The 17252-nt window shown below is 37.1% G+C and carries 10 protein-coding genes; 8 read left to right on the top strand and 2 right to left on the bottom strand.

The features are described 5' to 3' along the window. Position 1: 1 nt before the first annotated feature. From ACF3OC_RS15145 to ACF3OC_RS15135, 3 genes are all read left to right on the top strand, one after another. Positions 2-2614: a putative LPS assembly protein LptD gene (locus ACF3OC_RS15145; RefSeq protein WP_392469701.1), complete on the top strand. Its 2613-nt coding sequence runs from the start codon at positions 2-4 to the stop codon at positions 2612-2614. A gap of 22 nt (positions 2615-2636) precedes the next feature. Further along, complete coding sequence (locus ACF3OC_RS15140) at positions 2637-3887, top strand: competence/damage-inducible protein A (protein ID WP_094256214.1); 1251 nt, start codon at positions 2637-2639, stop codon at positions 3885-3887. Positions 3888-3994: 107 nt separating this feature from the next. Next, a complete protein-coding gene (locus tag ACF3OC_RS15135; protein WP_094256213.1) occupies positions 3995-5398 on the top strand; it encodes a dihydrolipoamide acetyltransferase family protein in 1404 nt (467 codons plus the stop codon). A gap of 45 nt (positions 5399-5443) precedes the next feature. Here ACF3OC_RS15135 and ACF3OC_RS15130 read toward each other — a convergent pair whose 3' ends face one another. Then, positions 5444-6820 carry an MATE family efflux transporter gene (locus tag ACF3OC_RS15130; protein WP_094256212.1) on the bottom strand — a complete coding sequence of 459 codons (1377 nt, stop codon included), beginning with the start codon at positions 6818-6820 and terminating at the stop codon, positions 5444-5446. 459 nt (positions 6821-7279) lie between these two features. Here ACF3OC_RS15130 and ACF3OC_RS15125 point away from each other — a divergent pair, with 459 nt between their 5' ends. From ACF3OC_RS15125 to ACF3OC_RS15105, 5 genes are all read left to right on the top strand, one after another. Next, positions 7280-7426: a hypothetical protein gene (locus ACF3OC_RS15125; protein WP_169715155.1), complete on the top strand. Its 147-nt coding sequence runs from the start codon at positions 7280-7282 to the stop codon at positions 7424-7426. 15 nt (positions 7427-7441) lie between these two features. Further along, positions 7442-9166, top strand: a complete 1725-nt coding sequence (locus ACF3OC_RS15120; RefSeq protein WP_094279879.1) for a fimbrillin family protein — start codon at positions 7442-7444, stop codon at positions 9164-9166. 411 nt (positions 9167-9577) lie between these two features. Then, the gene (locus ACF3OC_RS15115; RefSeq protein WP_094256210.1) at positions 9578-10123 is read left to right on the top strand and encodes a twin-arginine translocase TatA/TatE family subunit; all 546 of its coding nucleotides are present in this window, start codon (positions 9578-9580) and stop codon (positions 10121-10123) included. A 75-nt stretch (positions 10124-10198) separates the two neighbouring features. Further along, the gene (locus tag ACF3OC_RS15110) at positions 10199-12451 is read left to right on the top strand and encodes a Tex family protein (protein ID WP_094256209.1); all 2253 of its coding nucleotides are present in this window, start codon (positions 10199-10201) and stop codon (positions 12449-12451) included. 81 nt (positions 12452-12532) lie between these two features. Then, entirely contained in the window at positions 12533-12820 is a 288-nt protein-coding gene (locus ACF3OC_RS15105; protein ID WP_094256208.1) for a hypothetical protein, read from the top strand. On the opposite strand, the gene ACF3OC_RS15100 is transcribed toward ACF3OC_RS15105, so the two are convergent. After that, positions 12813-17222, bottom strand: a complete 4410-nt coding sequence (locus ACF3OC_RS15100) for a translocation/assembly module TamB domain-containing protein (protein WP_392469696.1) — start codon at positions 17220-17222, stop codon at positions 12813-12815. The genes ACF3OC_RS15105 and ACF3OC_RS15100 overlap by 8 nt on opposite strands. Positions 17223-17252 lie beyond the last annotated feature (30 nt).

The following is a 17252-nucleotide window of genomic DNA, read 5'->3' as shown; positions in this document are numbered from 1 at the left end:
GATGTCTGTGCTTCAGGCACAGGTGGAGACTAATTCACGCAATCAAAATGTTACAATAGACACCCTACAGCGGGATACTATTCCAACAGATACCAGTAAGAATAATTTCAAGGATGTAAACGGACAGGATACTGTTCATATGAAGGATCAGGGTGGATTAGAGACTGTAGTAACCATTACAGCGAATGATTCATCATGGAATCAGGTGAGTAAGAATATTTTGCACCTATTCAAAGGGGCCAAGGTGAAATATGAAGGTTTTGAATTAGCTGCAGATTATATTCGCTTAGACCGAAATACCAATGTATTATTTGCTTCCGGTGTGATTGATCATAATGGCAAATACGTAGGTCGACCCGTCGTAATCATGCCTGGGGAATCCCCCATAGCAGTCGATTCCTTATTATATAATTATAAGACTCAGGTTCCAAAAACCTTTGGGGTCATGACGGAAGTTGATGGTGGGTATATCCAGGCGCGGGAAGTTCGAAAGAATATTTATGATGAGATGTCCCTTTATAAAGGGCTGTATTCAACCTGTAATCTTCCATATCCTCATACCCACTTTGGGATTCAAATTACCAAAGGAGTAATCACTCAAAAGCAAATTATCGCAGGACCATCTTATCTTGTCGTTCAAAATATTCCCATCAAGTTTCTAGCAATTCCTTTTGGATTTTTTCCAAAACAGGATAAGAAAAGTTCAGGTTTCTTATTTCCTTCCTTTGGAGAAGATGCCTCTAGAGGATTTGCAATGCGAGATCTTGGATGGTATTTGACATTTAATGATTATTGGGATTCAGAAATTCGAGGTTCAATTTTTTCCAAAGGAACTTGGGAAGCGAATGTAAGAACACAATATTTAGTGAACTATAAATTCAACGGTAACTTTGCTTTGAATTATGGTTCTTATGTTCAAGGTATTGAAGGTACAGAGAGTTTTGGTCGTTCAAAGGAATTTAGATTTACCTGGAATCACTCCCAACGCCAAGAGGCTAATCCTGGGACTTCATTTTCAGCCTCAGTAAACTTTGGTACTCGGAATGCGTATAGAAGTCAGGCAACCACCAGTGGTTATAATCCAATGCAAGCGGTAAATAACAGTATGCGTTCATCGATTGCCTATGGAAAAGTTTTCGCAGATGGCAAGGTGAATTTCACTGCGAATATGTCACATGATCAGAACCTGACCAATGGCGATATCAATATTGACTTACCAACCATTAGTTTAAACGTTGCTACCTTTAACCCATTTGATTCCAAGGATAGGATAGGGGAACAAAAATGGTATCAAAGAATCACTGTGGGGTATAGCCTACAAGGACAAAATAGGATTGCTACAAAAGACAGTTTGCTATTCCAAAAAGGTTCATTGAATAAATTTACCAACGGTGTTCAACACAATATCCCTGTCAGCTTGAGTTTAAATGTGATGAAGTATTTTCAATTTAATACATCCTTCAATTATACAGAGCGTTGGTATCTTCAGTCCGTTAGAAACCGCTTAGTTAACCGTCCTTATGGATTTGAAAGTGTAAGGGATACTGTTCAAGGCTTTAAACGTGCCTACGATTATTCGGTATCTTCAGGTTTATCGACGAAGATTTACGGTAATATGCAGAAGAAGATTGGTAAGATCGAGCAGATGCGTCACACGATTACACCATCCATCAATGTGAATTATCGTCCGGATTTCTCAGATGCACGATATGGTTTTTATCGAGATTTCACGGATGCAAACGGGATTTATAAAAGGTATTCTATTTTTGAAAATGCACTTTATGGTTCTCCTTCCGAAGGTAAATCCTTTGGTATTGGCTTCTCGGTGGATAATAACTTGGAAGCGAAGATTCGAGATGATAAGGATACTACAGGAAAAGGCGTCAAGAAAATACCAATCATCCAAGGGCTTACCTTTAGTGGTAATTATAACGTTGCGGCGGATTCATTGAAACTATCACCAATTAGTTTTTCAGGAAGAACGGCATTATTTGACAAAAAGATAAATGTGAACTTTAATGGTACCTTCGATCCCTATTCTTACGATAAGTATACTGGTAATCGTATTGATCGTTATGCTATTAAAGACGGGAAATTAGCTAGGCTTACCAATTTTGGTTTATCCTTTGATTACAGTTTAAATCCGAAGGCAAATCAAAACCGGAGTGATAATATTGACTCCTTAAGAAGTGCTATGCCTAATTTGACACCAGAGCAAGCACAAGCATTGGCAAGAATCAGTACCGACCCAAATGCCTTCGTGGATTTTAATATTCCATGGAATTTAGCAGGATCCTTTAGTATGAACTATACTCGTGTTTTCAATCGAGAAAAGCTTGACATGGAAACACGTTTAACCAGTACAGTTAACTTGCATGGAGATTTCAATGTAACTCCTAAGTGGAAAGTTCAATTTAATACAGGGTATGACTTTGTTCAGAAAGAAGCTTCCATGACGCAAATCAGTATCTATAGAGATTTACACTGTTGGGATATGTCAGTAGGTTGGGTTCCATTTGGAACATATAAGAGTTATAATATTACCATACGTGCTAAAGCATCAATATTACAAGATTTAAAATTAACCAAAAGACAGAGTCATTATACCTATTAACGGTTATGTAAACACTATATCTATGAAAGCTGAAATTATTACCATTGGTGATGAAATCTTGCTCGGACAGATTGTGGATACCAATTCTGCTTGGATCGCCCAAGAGCTTTTTGCCCAGCAAATCCAAATTCAACAAATAACATCAATTACTGATCAGGAAAGTCATATTCTAAAGGCATTAGCTGATGCTGGAAGTCGGGCAGATATTATTATCTGTACAGGCGGTTTAGGTCCTACCAAGGATGATGTAACTAAATTCACGGCGGCTAAGTTTTTTAATACTTCCCTGATCCATAATCCAGAGGTGTTGAGTCATGTGCAACAGATCTTTCGCCAATTCGGTCGGACAATGCCTGAAATAAACAAGGGTCAAGCGGAAGTTTTGGCCAATGCAGATGTTCTTTTTAACGATTGGGGAACTGCGCCAGGCATGTGGGTTGAGGACAAAGGAAAGGTTTATGTTTTTCTTCCAGGGGTTCCATTTGAGATGAAGAATTTAATGACCTTCCGAGTGCTACCAAAGCTGAAGGATTATAAAACCGAAGAAAAGGTGGTAAATAAATATATCCTTACAGTAGGAATCGGTGAATCCCATCTTGCAGAACATATCGCAGATATTGAAGATCAGTTTCCGAGCCATATTCACTTAGCCTATCTTCCAAAGATTGGATTGGTAAGGCTGCGGTTGACAGCGGTAGGAAATGATTTGAACTCCTTGGAATTTGAAGCAGAGCAGTGGAAAGAAAAGTTGGTTTCGCGGATTGGAGGAGCAGTTGTTGCCACTGAAGATGTGAGTTTTGAGGAGGTTATCGTGAAATCATTTTCAGATTCCCAATTAACACTGTCCACTGCTGAGAGCTGTACAGGGGGGAATATTGCCAGATTAATAACTGAGATTCCTGGATCGAGTAAAATGTTCCAAGGTGGAATTGTGGCCTATGCAAATGAGGTTAAAGAGCATATCCTAGGTGTTGAGAAGGAAACCTTGATTCAGCATGGCGCCGTTAGTGAGGAAACAGTAGTTCAAATGGCTAAAGGAGTACAACAAAGATTAAATACGGATTATGCTATAGCAACCAGTGGTATTGCAGGTCCAGATGGAGGAACTGATGAAAAGCCAGTAGGTACTGTTTGGGTTGCAATTGCAGGCAAAAATGATGTAAAAACTAAGCTGTTTCATTTTCATCATGACCGCTTAATCAACATAGAAAGGACTACTGCTCAGGCATTACTCATGCTCTGGAACTTATTTCAACAAGAAACAAAGAATTAACAGAACGATATTTTGTTTACAATGTAGGATAAAATATTTAATTTTGTTCACTTGTCAAGTAAGTATTAATATTTAACTTAGTAATCTAACAATCGAAATAAAAATAGATGGCTATATATAAACTTTTGTTACCTAAAATGGGGGAGAGTGTTTCCGAAGCGACGCTTACCAAATGGGTAAAGCAGGTTGGGGAACGAATTGAAGAAGATGATGCGGTAGTAGAACTTGCTACCGATAAGGTCGATTCTGAAGTTCCATCGCCAGTATCTGGAGTTCTAAAAGAAAGATTGTTTGAGGAAAATCAAGTAGTTCAGGTTGGGGATGTAATTGCATTAATTGAGGTTGAAGGTCCTGAAGTTGAGGAACAAGAAAAACCTACTATCCAACAAGAAGAAAAAGTCGAACCTGTTGTTGAACAAGAAATTCCTGCTGAAGATCAGGATGGAAAAATTGAGGATACAGCAGTTATCGAAGAAGCTGAAATTCCGGGGATGGATCAAATCCAGGAAAAACCTATTCAAGTAGAATCAAATCATCAAGAAATCCATTCTGGCATTCGTTTCTATTCTCCATTGGTTAGAAATATCGCGCAACAAGAAGGAATATCACAACAGGAATTGGACAGTATTCCAGGCACTGGTGGTGAAGGAAGAGTAACTAAGAAAGATGTTTTAAACTACCTTCAAAAAAATAAAGGAATTGAAATTCCAAAACCTAGTCAACCGATAATAGAAGAAGTATCCCAGCCCCTTGTTCAAGAGGTTAAAACTCCAGCAGCGCAAGTTGTAAAGACTAGTACAGGGGATTCGGAAATCATTGAGATGGACCGCATGAGAAGGCTGATAGCTGATCATATGGTTAATAGTGTAAAAACATCACCACATGTATTCTCAGTTGTTGAAGCTGATGTTACAAATTTGGTGAATTGGAGAAACAAGGTTAAGGATGGCTATAAAAAATCCGAAGGAGAGAATATTACTTTTACCCCTTTGTTTATCGAGGCAATTGCCAAAGCTATTAAGGACTTTCCGATGATTAATGTCTCTGTAGATGGATACAATATCATTCGTAAGAAAAATATCAATATTGGAATGGCCACAGCATTGCCATCCGGCAACTTAATTGTTCCGGTAATAAAAAATGTGGATCAATTAAGTTTAACAGGAATTTCAAGATCGGTTAATGATTTGGCAACGCGTTCCAGAGGGAACAAATTAAAGCCAGATGATACCCAAGGAGGTACATTTACCTTTACTAATATAGGGGCATTTGGAAATATTTTTGGAATGCCAATTATTAATCAGCCGCAAGCGGCAATCCTGGCTGTTGGGACCATTAAAAAGAAGCCAGCAGTATTGGAAACTGAGTTTGGAGATGTCATCGCTGTTCGTCATATGATGTATATTTCCATGTCTTATGACCATCGAGTTATTGATGGCGCACTAGGCGGACAATTTATTCGTCGAGTAGCTGATTATTTAGAGAATTGGGACTCTGAGCGAGTTATCTAAAAAATAAAACAAAAACGGTCAAGAAAACTCTTGACCGTTTTTGTTTTATCCATTTACCAAGATTTGGTTTCGTGGTAATTTCTTTTGAATCATATACCGATATCTAAAATAGAGTAGGATCGAAGAAGTCAACAACCCAAGGGTTAATCCATACCAAATCCCTTTTACTCCTATTTTCATTTCGATGCCTAAATAGTAAGCAACTGGAAGTCCAATAATCCAATATGCAAAGAAGGTAATGAAAGTAGGGATATTTACATCGCCCATTCCTCTTAAAGTTCCTAATCCCACCACTTGTGTTCCATCGAATAATTGAAACATACCAGCAATGATCAATAACTGAGAGGCCATCATAACCACTTCTTGATCTTTAGTGATGATATACGGCAAATATTGATTAAACAAGGCAAAAATAATAGCACACACAATCATAAATACTAAAACCAGGTGATAGGATACAGTGGCAAATTTTTGTAACCTAAAGAAGTTTTTATTTCCATAAGCATTCCCGACTTTAATTGTAGCAGCCGATGCAATTCCACTGGCCATCATATAAGTCATTGCAGCCAATGTAATAGCAGTTTGATGGGAAGCTTGTTCAACGGCTCCGATCTTTCCCGCAATCAATGCGGCTCCTGCAAATGCGCCAATTTCAAACACATATTGCATCGCGACAGGACCTCCAATTTTAAGAATCTTTTTAACTCTGGAAAAATCAATGAATTTAATGGAGAAGTGATCGATATAAAGTTTAAAGTTTTTGGAACTTAAAACGTACCATGCCATGACGATCATCATTAAGATACGATCTATCAAAGTTGCAATACCCACACCACGAACCCCCATAGGTTCAATCCCAAACATTCCCTTAACCAAGATTACCGCAATAACAACATTCAGCACATTTCCCCAAATTGTAATATTCATAGCCTGTTTGGTGAACCCTAAGCCTTCTGCGAATTGCTTAAAAGTATTGAAAACCATGAGAGGCAAGATGGATAAGCTAAGTATTAATAAATAAGGTTTAGCCGTTTCTACGACTTCAGGGTCTTGATCAGCATGCTGCATAGCATACATAGAACCATAAAACACAAAGAGAAAGAGAAGAATGGCGGAGACAATATTCAACCAAAAACTATTGGAAAGTAGTTTCGCACATTCTTTAATATTATGCCTTCCATTTTCTTGAGCTATTAAAGGGGTTAGTCCATAAGCAATACCAATTCCAATGATCAAAACCACCATAAAAACTGAGTGTACCAATGATACAGCTGCTAACGGAATAGTACCAGCAAAGTGCCCCACGATCATAGTGTCGGCAGTTTGTACAAGCGTATGACCAAGTTGTGAAATAACAACTGGTCCGGCTAATGCCATTGTACTGAGATAATACTTTTTGTTGGATTTGAAGTTCTGCAGCATATAAAAAATAGTAAAGAGCACAAAGGTACAAGTAAAAAATTGCTTCTCGAATCGTGGTGTAAAAGAACTTAATATTTCTAAAATAGAAACAAGATGTTGTAACATGAAATACTAGTCATATAGGTATTTTGCTTAAACTCTATTTTGATTGCTGTCCTGATTATGTCAAAAATTTCTCGGAAAGAAAAAACTAATTCAATCAGGTGGTGTTTTAGATAAACTATGTTGTTGCAGTTATAAGTATTATAGGGCTGGTTATTAGATAGAGTAGAAAATATATGTTGTCGTAGATGGGCTACAAATAATATTTTTGAGCTAAATACCGCATTATCAGTATAATTTAATCTTAATTTTTCAAAATTACAATAGAGTCACACTAAAATTATCTATAATGAAAAACCAATCTTTATCCGGTAAGAGGGACTATACCTCGCCGCGGATAGAAATTATATCAAAGTCATGATGGAACATTCCATCGCGGCGGGATCAGCTACTGCCACATTTAAGGGGCCAGGAAATGATTCACCATTTGTTGATTCATGGAATTCCACTCTTAATGATGGAACTTCTGACGACGTATTCAAAACACATAAAGAGAACTGGTAATTTTTTGAATATCACATGAAAAAGATCTTTTTTAGTTTAGTAATTGTCGGTTCAATTCTAAATTTTAGTTGCAGTAAAAATACTGATCAACCCAATACTACTATTACCTCAGGGGTTTCCTTTATCGTTGATGGAGAAACTGCTCTTCAGGAGTCTGATAGTAAAAGTACTTCTGCTGATATTTCGCCTAGTAACGGGAGTAGGTTAAATAAAACGGTAGTTGTAAATTCTGCTCAAAAAGCTGATAAAGAATTTATTTATATTAAGGAAGAATTAGGTTCAGCGGAAGCATTAATGGCTAATTCTGGCAATTCTACTTCAGGAGATAATAAAGCCGTTGCTCCAGTTTATCCTGATAATTATATCCCTGGTTCTCCAGTTAATGGGGGAAGACCACTTACCAATGGAGTTACATTCCGAGTTTTGGTCTATGATATGGCAGGGAAATTTGTGGAACAAGTTGACGGTAAAGTCGGTAGTACTCCTCCAGTAGCAAAAGAATTAAAACAAGGAACTCAGTATAAATGGTATGCGTATTCATATTATAGTACAGAAGCCTTGCCTGCTATTTCAAATAATTTAAAACCTACTTTTAATGTATCAAATGAAGATTTCTTGTTTGCATCAGGAAATTTTACAACTGGAAAATCTTCAAATTCCTCAATTCCTAATATTGATGTTTCCATCACATTTAAACATGCGATGGCGATGGTAGAGGTTGGGGTCTTGGTAACAGGATTCAGTGCAAAGGCAGACTTAAATGCTTTTTTAGGAAACTCTACGGACAGACCTTATATTAGAGCGAACTCCAATGTATTAGAACAAGGTGTATTTGATCTATTAACTGGGAAATTTATTTCAAAATCGAAGATAGCGAGCGCAGTTAATATCAACGCTAGAAGGAACTATGCGGCTGATATTCAATTTCCAAACACATCATATCATGGATATTTCTTTACTGTACCAGGTGGAGATAATGAATATAATAGCAATTTTGCTTACAGCATTCATCCATGGGCATTACTTGATAGACCAGCAAATCCACTGAAATTCAGCAAATCTTATAATGACAAAATAAGAATTGGTAGAGGGAAATATACCAGAATCACGATTATTCCATTGGATAATGGAATTCAAGTTCCGGCAACTTCTAGTGTAGTAGCCACAAATTGGTCTAGGGGAGACTTGTATTACGATGCTGGTACGCAGGGTTTTACTGGGCCATCTGAAGGTCCGACTAGGTTTCAACATAGAAATCATGAACCAAACTCTATCTTTTATGCTAGTACATTCCAACCTAATGGTTATCCAAATCCTATAATGTCATATGGGCAATCGGAAGCAAAATATGGTAGTACATATTATTTATCAGGGAAAATGTGGCCTTTAGGTATTACTCCTGTTATTGATGGTGACCCATGTCATGATCTTAGGCCTAATGGAAATGACCTTAATGATCAATGGAGAACACCTACCGTTGATCAGGCAAAAGGATTGGCAGCTTATATTAATTCATATTCAGGTACAGGAAGAATTAGTGCAACAAGAAATGATGGGAAGAAATCTGTGTTACTTACAGTGAATGTCAATGAACAGAATTCGCCGGATGAATGGTCACAAAGAATTACCTTTGAACTGAAAAGATTTACAGAACCTAATGGAAATACTCATCAGATGAACGCGGCAAGTTACCTTCAATTAGTTCGACAAAGACTACAGGTTATGCTTATTTCTGGTTAAAAAAGCCATATGCAAATTCTTATGCTTATTTGGAATTGTATTATGATAGCAGCATACAAAATAAATTAAGAGCAAAAGTTTATAGTTCGAAGGTTACATCAGCTGCAAATGATGTTTATCCCGCAACACTTAAAGCTACGAACGGAATGAATGTAAGATGTGTGCGGAATTTTAATTAAGGGTTCATTTGAGATCTCTGAAATTTTAAGTTTCAATAATTCAAATATTAAATAATTTCAATAAACGAAGCCGAGGAAGAAATTTCCTCGGCTTCGTTTATTGAAAGGCGATTGGTCTATTGCCAGTAGGGATTGATTTTCCTTGGATTTTGTTTCTAAATATTTACATGAAAAAATTGCTGAAAAAAAATAATAGACTTACCTTAGCTTATTATCAAATAATAAAGTAGAGATGAATTTAGCGTTTTTGAACATTGGTACCCAGGAGATGATGCTTATTATTTTAGTAGCATTATTACTGTTTGGTGGCAAGAAATTACCAGAATTGGCGCGAGGACTGGGACGTGGTATCCGGGAATTTAAAGATGCTTCTGAAGGGATAAAAAGAGAGATTTCAGATCAGATAAATAACTTTGAAAAGGAAATTGACGATATCAAAACGGATATTGAAAAAGAACCTGAGGAAAAGAAAGCTGAATCTACAATTGATCAAAACTTGGAGCAAGTAAATGCGGCCAATGAAACAGAGGAACAATCAGAGGAAGGCGTTATTGAGAAAAAAGTACCACAATTTACTGCACCTGCAGGAACTTATGAGCATCAGCCTTATACTACTCCTACAAAAGACGATTATTACAGCTATGGTTATAATGATCATTTTGCAAGTAATGATGTTCCAAATGCAGAAGAAACTTCGACAGAGGGAGAACCCAAAGAAAGTTCTGCACCTGATGTTGAAGAAAATCCTTTATCGGATAATAACTCAAAAAAAGCCTAAAACAATTAAGAATTCTATATCGATAAGCTGTTGGAATCCATTCAACAGCTTTGTTTTTTCATTTTAATATTTTTTATGATTACTTCCCACGAGATTATCGTTTCGAAAGAATTGTCGATCAACGAGAAACAAGTGATTACAACCATTTCCCTTTTAGACGAAGGGGCAACGGTTCCATTTATTGCAAGATACCGTAAAGAATTAACCGGAAGTTTGGATGAAGTTCAGATTACTGCCATTCGCGATCGTATTCAACAATTAAGGGATTTGGATAAACGCAAAGAAGCGGTATTAAAATCCATCTCAGAGCAAGGTAAGCTGAGCCCGGAGCTTGAGGTTCAAGTGAAATCTGCTGAAAGTATGTCAGCCTTAGAAGATATTTATTTACCATATAAGCCAAAGAGAAAAACCAGAGCTTCTGCTGCTCGTGAGAAAGGTCTGCAGCCTTTAGCTGATTTGCTGTTATCACAAGATAAAATTGATGTGGAGTCTAATGCCAGTTCCTATATTGATGAGGAAAAAGGTGTTCAGACTGTAGAGGAAGCATTAGCAGGAGCGAGGGATATCATTGCCGAACAGATTGCAGAAGATGCTGATGTTCGTGCTCATGCTCGTAAAACCTTGTTGAACAAAGGGAAATTTGTTTCGCGTGTTGTTCCTGGAAAAGAGGAAGCAGCTTTGAAATATAAGGACTATTTCGAATGGGCAGAATCCTTGAAAGATGCTCCATCACACCGTGTTCTCGCGATGCGAAGAGGGGAGAAAGAAGAACTTTTATATCTAGATATTGATATTGATGAATCAGAAGTAATTCCAGGAATTGAAAAGCAATTCATTAAAGGGAATAATGATGCTAGTAATCAGGTATCCTTGGCTTTGCTAGATAGTTACAAGCGACTTCTGAAACCATCGATGGAAACCGAGATTCGTGTCTTAACCAGACAAAAAGCGGATGAAGAAGCAATCAAGGTTTTTGCTGATAATGTTCGTCAATTGTTGTTGGCAGCACCACTGGGTCAAAAAAGATTGCTAGCAATCGACCCAGGATTCAGAACAGGATGTAAAACGGTGGTTTTGGATGCACAAGGGAATTTGCTTGAGAATACAGCTATTTTCCCACATAATGGAGCTGCAGGTCAAGCTGAAGCTGAACGTGTCATTAAGCGTTTGATTTCTGCGCATGATATCGAAGCTATTGCTATTGGTAATGGAACAGCAGGAAGAGAAACCGAAGACTTTGTTCGTAAAATGAATATGCCAGGAGCAACCATTGTTATGGTAAATGAAAGTGGAGCCTCCATTTATTCAGCTTCGGAAGTTGCAAGGGAAGAATTTCCAGATTACGATGTGACTGTTAGAGGAGCAGTTTCCATTGGTAGAAGATTAATGGATCCCTTAGCTGAATTGGTAAAAATCGATCCTAAATCTATTGGTGTTGGTCAATACCAACATGATGTCGATCAGAACAAACTCCAGTCGGCATTGGATGATACCGTTATGTCCTGTGTAAACTCTGTTGGGGTTGAATTGAATACAGCGTCTAAACAGATTCTAGCTTATATTTCAGGTTTGGGACCTGCATTGGCGCAGCAAATCGTAAATTATAGAAAAGAAAACGGTCCTTTTAGTTCTCGGAGAGAATTGAAAAAAGTTCCTCGTTTAGGGGATAAGGCTTTTGAACAGGCAGCAGGATTCCTGCGTATCCGGAATGCAGACCATCCGCTAGATGCTTCTGCAGTGCACCCAGAGCGTTATGCCTTAGTGGAAAAAATGGCTAAGGATATCAATATATCGATCCAAGATTTGATGAAGGATGAACAAGCAAGAAAACGTGTTGATCTTAAAAAATATATTTCAGACGAGGTTGGTTTGCCGACATTAAATGATATTATGTTGGAATTAGCAAAACCCGGTTTAGACCCTCGTGAGAAATTTGAAGCCTTTTCATTTACGGATGGCGTCAATAAGATTTCTGATTTGAAAGTTGGAATGAAATTGCCAGGAATCGTTACGAATATTACCAATTTCGGTGCATTTGTAGATATTGGTGTTCATCAGGATGGATTAGTTCACTTAAGCCAATTGGCAAATCATTTTGTCTCTGATCCTCATGAAGTTGTCAAAGTGCAGCAGCAAGTTATGGTAACTGTTACTGAGGTTGATGAAAAAAGGAATCGAATTAGTTTAACAATGAAAACTGAGGACAAAGCGCCTCGAAAATCGAATGATAAACGTTCTTCTGACAAGCGAAATGACAAGCGTCAAGAGCGAGCCCCAGAAACAGATATGGCTGTAAAATTAGCAGCATTAGCGAGCAAATTTAAATAAAAAAAAGACGATCAACATTGATCGTCTTTTTTTTGAGCATTTATCCGCCATATTATCTCAAAATTTTAATAACTTAAATCCATGATACTAGATGAATTTAAATCAACCCTAAAAGACTCTCAACCTAATTCCTCTTGGGATGTTTCAATTCAAGCCTTATGGTATGATGCTAAAGGCGAATGGAAAAAGGCACATGATCTTATCGATCATTTAAATGATAAGGTTTCAGCACATATTCATGCTTATTTACATAGGGTGGAAGGTGACTTATGGAATGCGAGATATTGGTATAACCGCGCGAAACAACCTGAATTCATTGGAAGTTTGGAGGAAGAAAGAGAGCATCTTCTTCAACTTTACCTTAATTAACCTTTTGACTCGTATCTGAGGAGTTCTTAATGCTATCCTGAGGAATATTAGGAATGGTTAAAAGACTGTCTTTTTTAGGTTTCCAAGTCCACATTTTTCTCCAAAACTCTCCTAAAGTGTTGAATTCTTGTCGATAAACCAAGCCGACAGCATTGATGTAATCATCCGTTGGGGTAAATAAGATATTTCTAGTATTTAACCTGTTGTAGGCTCTGAACATTAAACTTCCATCTCTACGAATTTTATAGGTCAGTTCAGCGTCGGTGGATACTTGATTGGAAAAAAATGTTAAATCGGTCGTTTGAATATTTCTACGGTCAACAATTCCTCCCGTTAATACCAGGCGATCATCAAAGAATCTAAAACTTGCGGATGCATCGTTCAAAGATCGGATATTAAAGTCCAGGAAATTAATATTCAAGGATTGTGCAAGGATATTATTAAGCTGGTTAAATGCTATTTCAGTTCCTGCAGATAATAAAGTATTGTTTACCTCGCGTCCAATCTCGCCAGAATTACCTGTTGTAAAACTTCTTCGAATGATCAAGCTCAAGGCTTGTTGGTTGACATTGTTCGCATCACTAAAATAAGCTTGCAATTCATCCTTGACATAAGGAGTTTGCGGAAAATTTAGATCAAAGGAGACGTCAGGCTGGCTTAAAGTCCCTTTGATTATCATATCCGCTTGTGCCAGTACGCGTTCATCTGTTCCCGCCCGCCCGGCAGCATTGTATAAATCACCTATGGATGTTCTTTGCTGATAGACGGCAGTAATATTAACTGTAGCCCCAGAAGGCGAACCTGTCCATCTGATAGTGCCTCCTTGTTTGATATCGAAGTATTTATTGATAAAGTCCTGTGCTGTAAAGTGAAATTTTCCAGAATTAATGGCATAGTCACCAAACATTTCAAAGTCTCCCAAACTGGAAATCTTTAAGCTAATTTCCCCTGTTCCTGTTCCCTTCAATGAACCAATATCAGTCTGAAGATTTACCTCCGCACTAGGAGTTAATTCTAGATCCATATTCATCGTCATTCCCTTCAGAAAATATCGACTTGCATTTTCTTTATTGATAGTGGAATCCTTACTGACAAAATAAATGAAATCACTTTCTGAAACAGTCATTGCAGAATTGAAAGGAATACTTATGGTGGTGTTATCTTCAGATCTAGCTTTGATATTAATGTCAATAGCTGATGTATATCCTTTAAACTGATAGGTGCCTGTAGCATAAGCAGTACCATAATACAAATTGTTGTCCTTGTATGTGGTGTTTAAGATCATGACATTATTCGTTGCCACATCCACATCAATAAATGGATTGCTTAGATTGGATAGATTGACCACTCCGCCTGCATTTGCTTGATGCCCTTTGGAATCTGTAAAAACCAGGTTGTTCATCATCACCGCATTCTTGTCAATCATGACAGATTGATTGTTCAGGTTATAAACGGTCTTTAGGTAATTGACCTTGAAGGAGGCTGATTCTATACTGGCCGAGCCATTGATCTGCGGGTTCTTTAATGTCCCAGAAATATGTAAATCAGCGTCCATCTTGCCTTGTAAATCCGAGGCAAGTGTTCTGATAAATGGTTGGAATAATATAAGCTCAGCCTGATTTAGCTTTCCTTTTAAATTTATGGCCTGCTCACCCGAAGCGACTTGATATGTGCCATTGAGGGTCAGACCTCTTTTGCGATCATCTAATAATTGGAAATCCAGATTCGCAACTTTTTTATCTGGATCAAAATCAGCTAATAGAACTAATTGTCCAATTGGAATCTGATTCCAAACCAATGGAGTAGTTGTAACATTGGCAGAAAGATAGGGCTTTTTGAAAATCGAGTGTAACTCGATATTTCCATTCAGTTCTCCATCCAAATGAATACCCATAGGTTTTGTCACAGTTTCCATGGAGTGAAGATTAAAACGCTCGAATTGAATATTCAGTTTATCATCCTCATTCGAAAGAACTCCATTAAATTCCACTTTCTGATTTCCTTGGCTGGCAATTAGATTATTTAAATAGAATTTACCCTTGGATACACGCATTTCAGCATCCTTATTGAATGCCCATGGTTCATGATTCACTACAATTGTCGATTCATCAAATCGAATATAGGCAGGTTTATTATGGGCAAAATGGATATTTCCATTCAACCGCATATAGTTTTGCTCCGTTTCCTCAGCGCCTTTTATATTGAATAATAGGCTATCCTTTGCTAGGATATTGTTAATCTCAATATTATTGACAAAAATACTATCTGTAAGAAAGATTTTATCGGCCTTTAGATTGAGTGAAAAAGCTTTTTCGTCAGCATTCTCCTGAATATTTAGATTTTGAAGACTAATCCCTTGATACTTTACAAATGGACTAAATGCACTGAATTGAGCCGTATAATCTTCGGAAGAGAAATGGGCTTCTAATGTTGCCCCATCCTCTAAGGTTAAAGTCGGATCAAGGAATGCTGAAACTGGTTCAAAAGATTTAATGTTCAATTCTAAATCAAATATCTGTGGATTGAATGGTTCTGTTTCTAATCCAATGGCAGGAGCATATCTCATGGCAATTGCCTTGAAGTAGGGAACTAGCGTGTTCAAATCTATTACTCCCTTCATCTCAGCGTCCAAAACATTAGATTTTAAGGTTAGTAGCCTATCTGTTTCATTCCCTTCGGCCTCAAAAAAGACATCCTCAATGCTGAACTTACCCTTGCTAGTTTCAATTGATATTTGGTTAGCACGTAGATCTCCATTCAGGTTGTTTAGGTTATTTCCCGTTAAATGTGTGCTTATATTTGAATCGTAAATAATTATGCTGTCCTTCTTGACAAAACCCAGATTCTTTAGGTTGATTTGGTCAATCTGAGTGTCTACATTATAAATACTTTGGTCACCTTGAAGGTGGATCTTAGAATCATAGGCTAAGGCAACATTTCTATCGCTAATATGTCCATTGACTTCAATTTGTTCCTCAAATAAAAAGGCGTCCACTGAAATACTATCATATTGATAATTATTTAGCTGAAACCTTCTTAAATCCCCAATAACATTAAGTTGGATTTCCTTGAAATCTAAGTTTTGACCGTCAAACTCTAAATTGAAGGCAGTATTTTTTATAGAATTCGAATTTATTAGATTTCCAATTTGGAACTCATCAGAACGTACTGTTCCAGCGTAAAGAATATTCTTTTGAATATCAATTTTACTTTTTGTTGCTAATTTTCCAAGATCTGTTTGAAAAGATCCATCCACATCAAATAAATTGTACAGACCATTAAATGAACCTGAAAATTTTATTTTACCCATGCGGTGCAATTGTTCAGGTAAAGTAAATTCAGACCTGTTTGAAAGCTCAGGTACCAATTTTTCTACGTCTTCAGCAGTAGTCAGTAGTTGATCTGCCTTAAAATCAAATATAGTTTTATTAATATCAGGTAACCCTTTAATGCTGAAATCTCCGACTAATCTGGTTTCATCTCCGGTTTGAATATCCGCATTTCTAACCCTCATATTGGCAACTGTTCCAAGAACATCTCCTTGGTTAACCTTTGCTTTGAATCGCACAAATTTCATGTCCGGAGCAAAGTATTCAATGTCTTTTGAGTCCACAAATACGTTTGCCATACTTGCTTGAATATGGACCTTCTCAATAAAATCTGAAAAGTCACCAAATTCCTTGTAACTGAATTTTAAGTGTTTTCCTACGACAGAGTTATTCGTTAGGAGTTTCAAATCGTTAAAATCCATAGAATGATCGCTGACCAGGGCGTCAGCACTCAATTCGCGCAGAATAAATCCTGACTTTTCCTGGAAAGTTAATTTTTTGATTTTTGTTGTCAATGAACTGCTATCCTGTTGGATATTGCTTAAGTTGCCCGACAGATGTACTAATTCAATATCTGAAAAATCGATTCCTTTGCTATGGTGCTTTTGGGTGTGATTTAAGATTTTTATATGATTATCAACTAAATTGACTTCATATAATTTGAGCTCCATCTTCTTTTTTGGAGCAGTTTGTTTTTTCTTTTTGGGACTAAAATAATCGATGAGGAACTTAATGTTTGAACTGTCCTTGTAAACTTGAAAATCTACATAGGCTTTTTCAATATTTAAACGTTCTATAACTATTTTATTTTGAAAGAAATCAGTTAAAATAAGATCTGCGTTTAACTTCTTAGCGGAAATAATTTGATTTCCTTGCTGATCAGATAAACTGAAATCATGAAGGTTAAGTTCTGAGAAAGGTTTAAAGTAAATGCTTCCAATTTCAACTTTGGCATTAAGTTCTTTGGAAAGATATTTGGCTACTTTTTTACTGACAAAAGTCTGAACAGAGGAAAATTGTAGAGAGAATAACAAGATCGACAGCAAAGCAAGGATACTGAGCAGACTAATCAACGTTATTTTAAGTATTTTTTTGATACTTTT

It is taken from the genome of Sphingobacterium cellulitidis, from assembly GCF_043187465.1.
Classification (GTDB): Bacteria; Bacteroidota; Bacteroidia; order Sphingobacteriales; family Sphingobacteriaceae; genus Sphingobacterium; species Sphingobacterium cellulitidis.
This window is presented reverse-complemented; position numbering and strand designations above follow the sequence as displayed.

What these genes read in the sequence shown, in the direction of transcription:
- ACF3OC_RS15125 (WP_169715155.1), top strand. Translation starts at nt 7,280, where the DNA reads ATGATGGAACATTCCATCGCGGCGGGATCAGCTACTGCCACATTTAAG.
- ACF3OC_RS15130 (WP_094256212.1), bottom strand. Translation starts at nt 6,820, where the DNA reads ATGCTGCAGAACTTCAAATCCAACAAAAAGTATTATCTCAGTACAATG.
- ACF3OC_RS15145 (WP_392469701.1), top strand. Translation starts at nt 2, where the DNA reads ATGTCTGTGCTTCAGGCACAGGTGGAGACTAATTCACGCAATCAAAAT.
- ACF3OC_RS15120 (WP_094279879.1), top strand. Translation starts at nt 7,442, where the DNA reads ATGAAAAAGATCTTTTTTAGTTTAGTAATTGTCGGTTCAATTCTAAAT.
- ACF3OC_RS15115 (WP_094256210.1), top strand. Translation starts at nt 9,578, where the DNA reads ATGAATTTAGCGTTTTTGAACATTGGTACCCAGGAGATGATGCTTATT.
- ACF3OC_RS15140 (WP_094256214.1), top strand. Translation starts at nt 2,637, where the DNA reads ATGAAAGCTGAAATTATTACCATTGGTGATGAAATCTTGCTCGGACAG.
- ACF3OC_RS15105 (WP_094256208.1), top strand. Translation starts at nt 12,533, where the DNA reads ATGATACTAGATGAATTTAAATCAACCCTAAAAGACTCTCAACCTAAT.
- ACF3OC_RS15135 (WP_094256213.1), top strand. Translation starts at nt 3,995, where the DNA reads ATGGCTATATATAAACTTTTGTTACCTAAAATGGGGGAGAGTGTTTCC.
- ACF3OC_RS15110 (WP_094256209.1), top strand. Translation starts at nt 10,199, where the DNA reads ATGATTACTTCCCACGAGATTATCGTTTCGAAAGAATTGTCGATCAAC.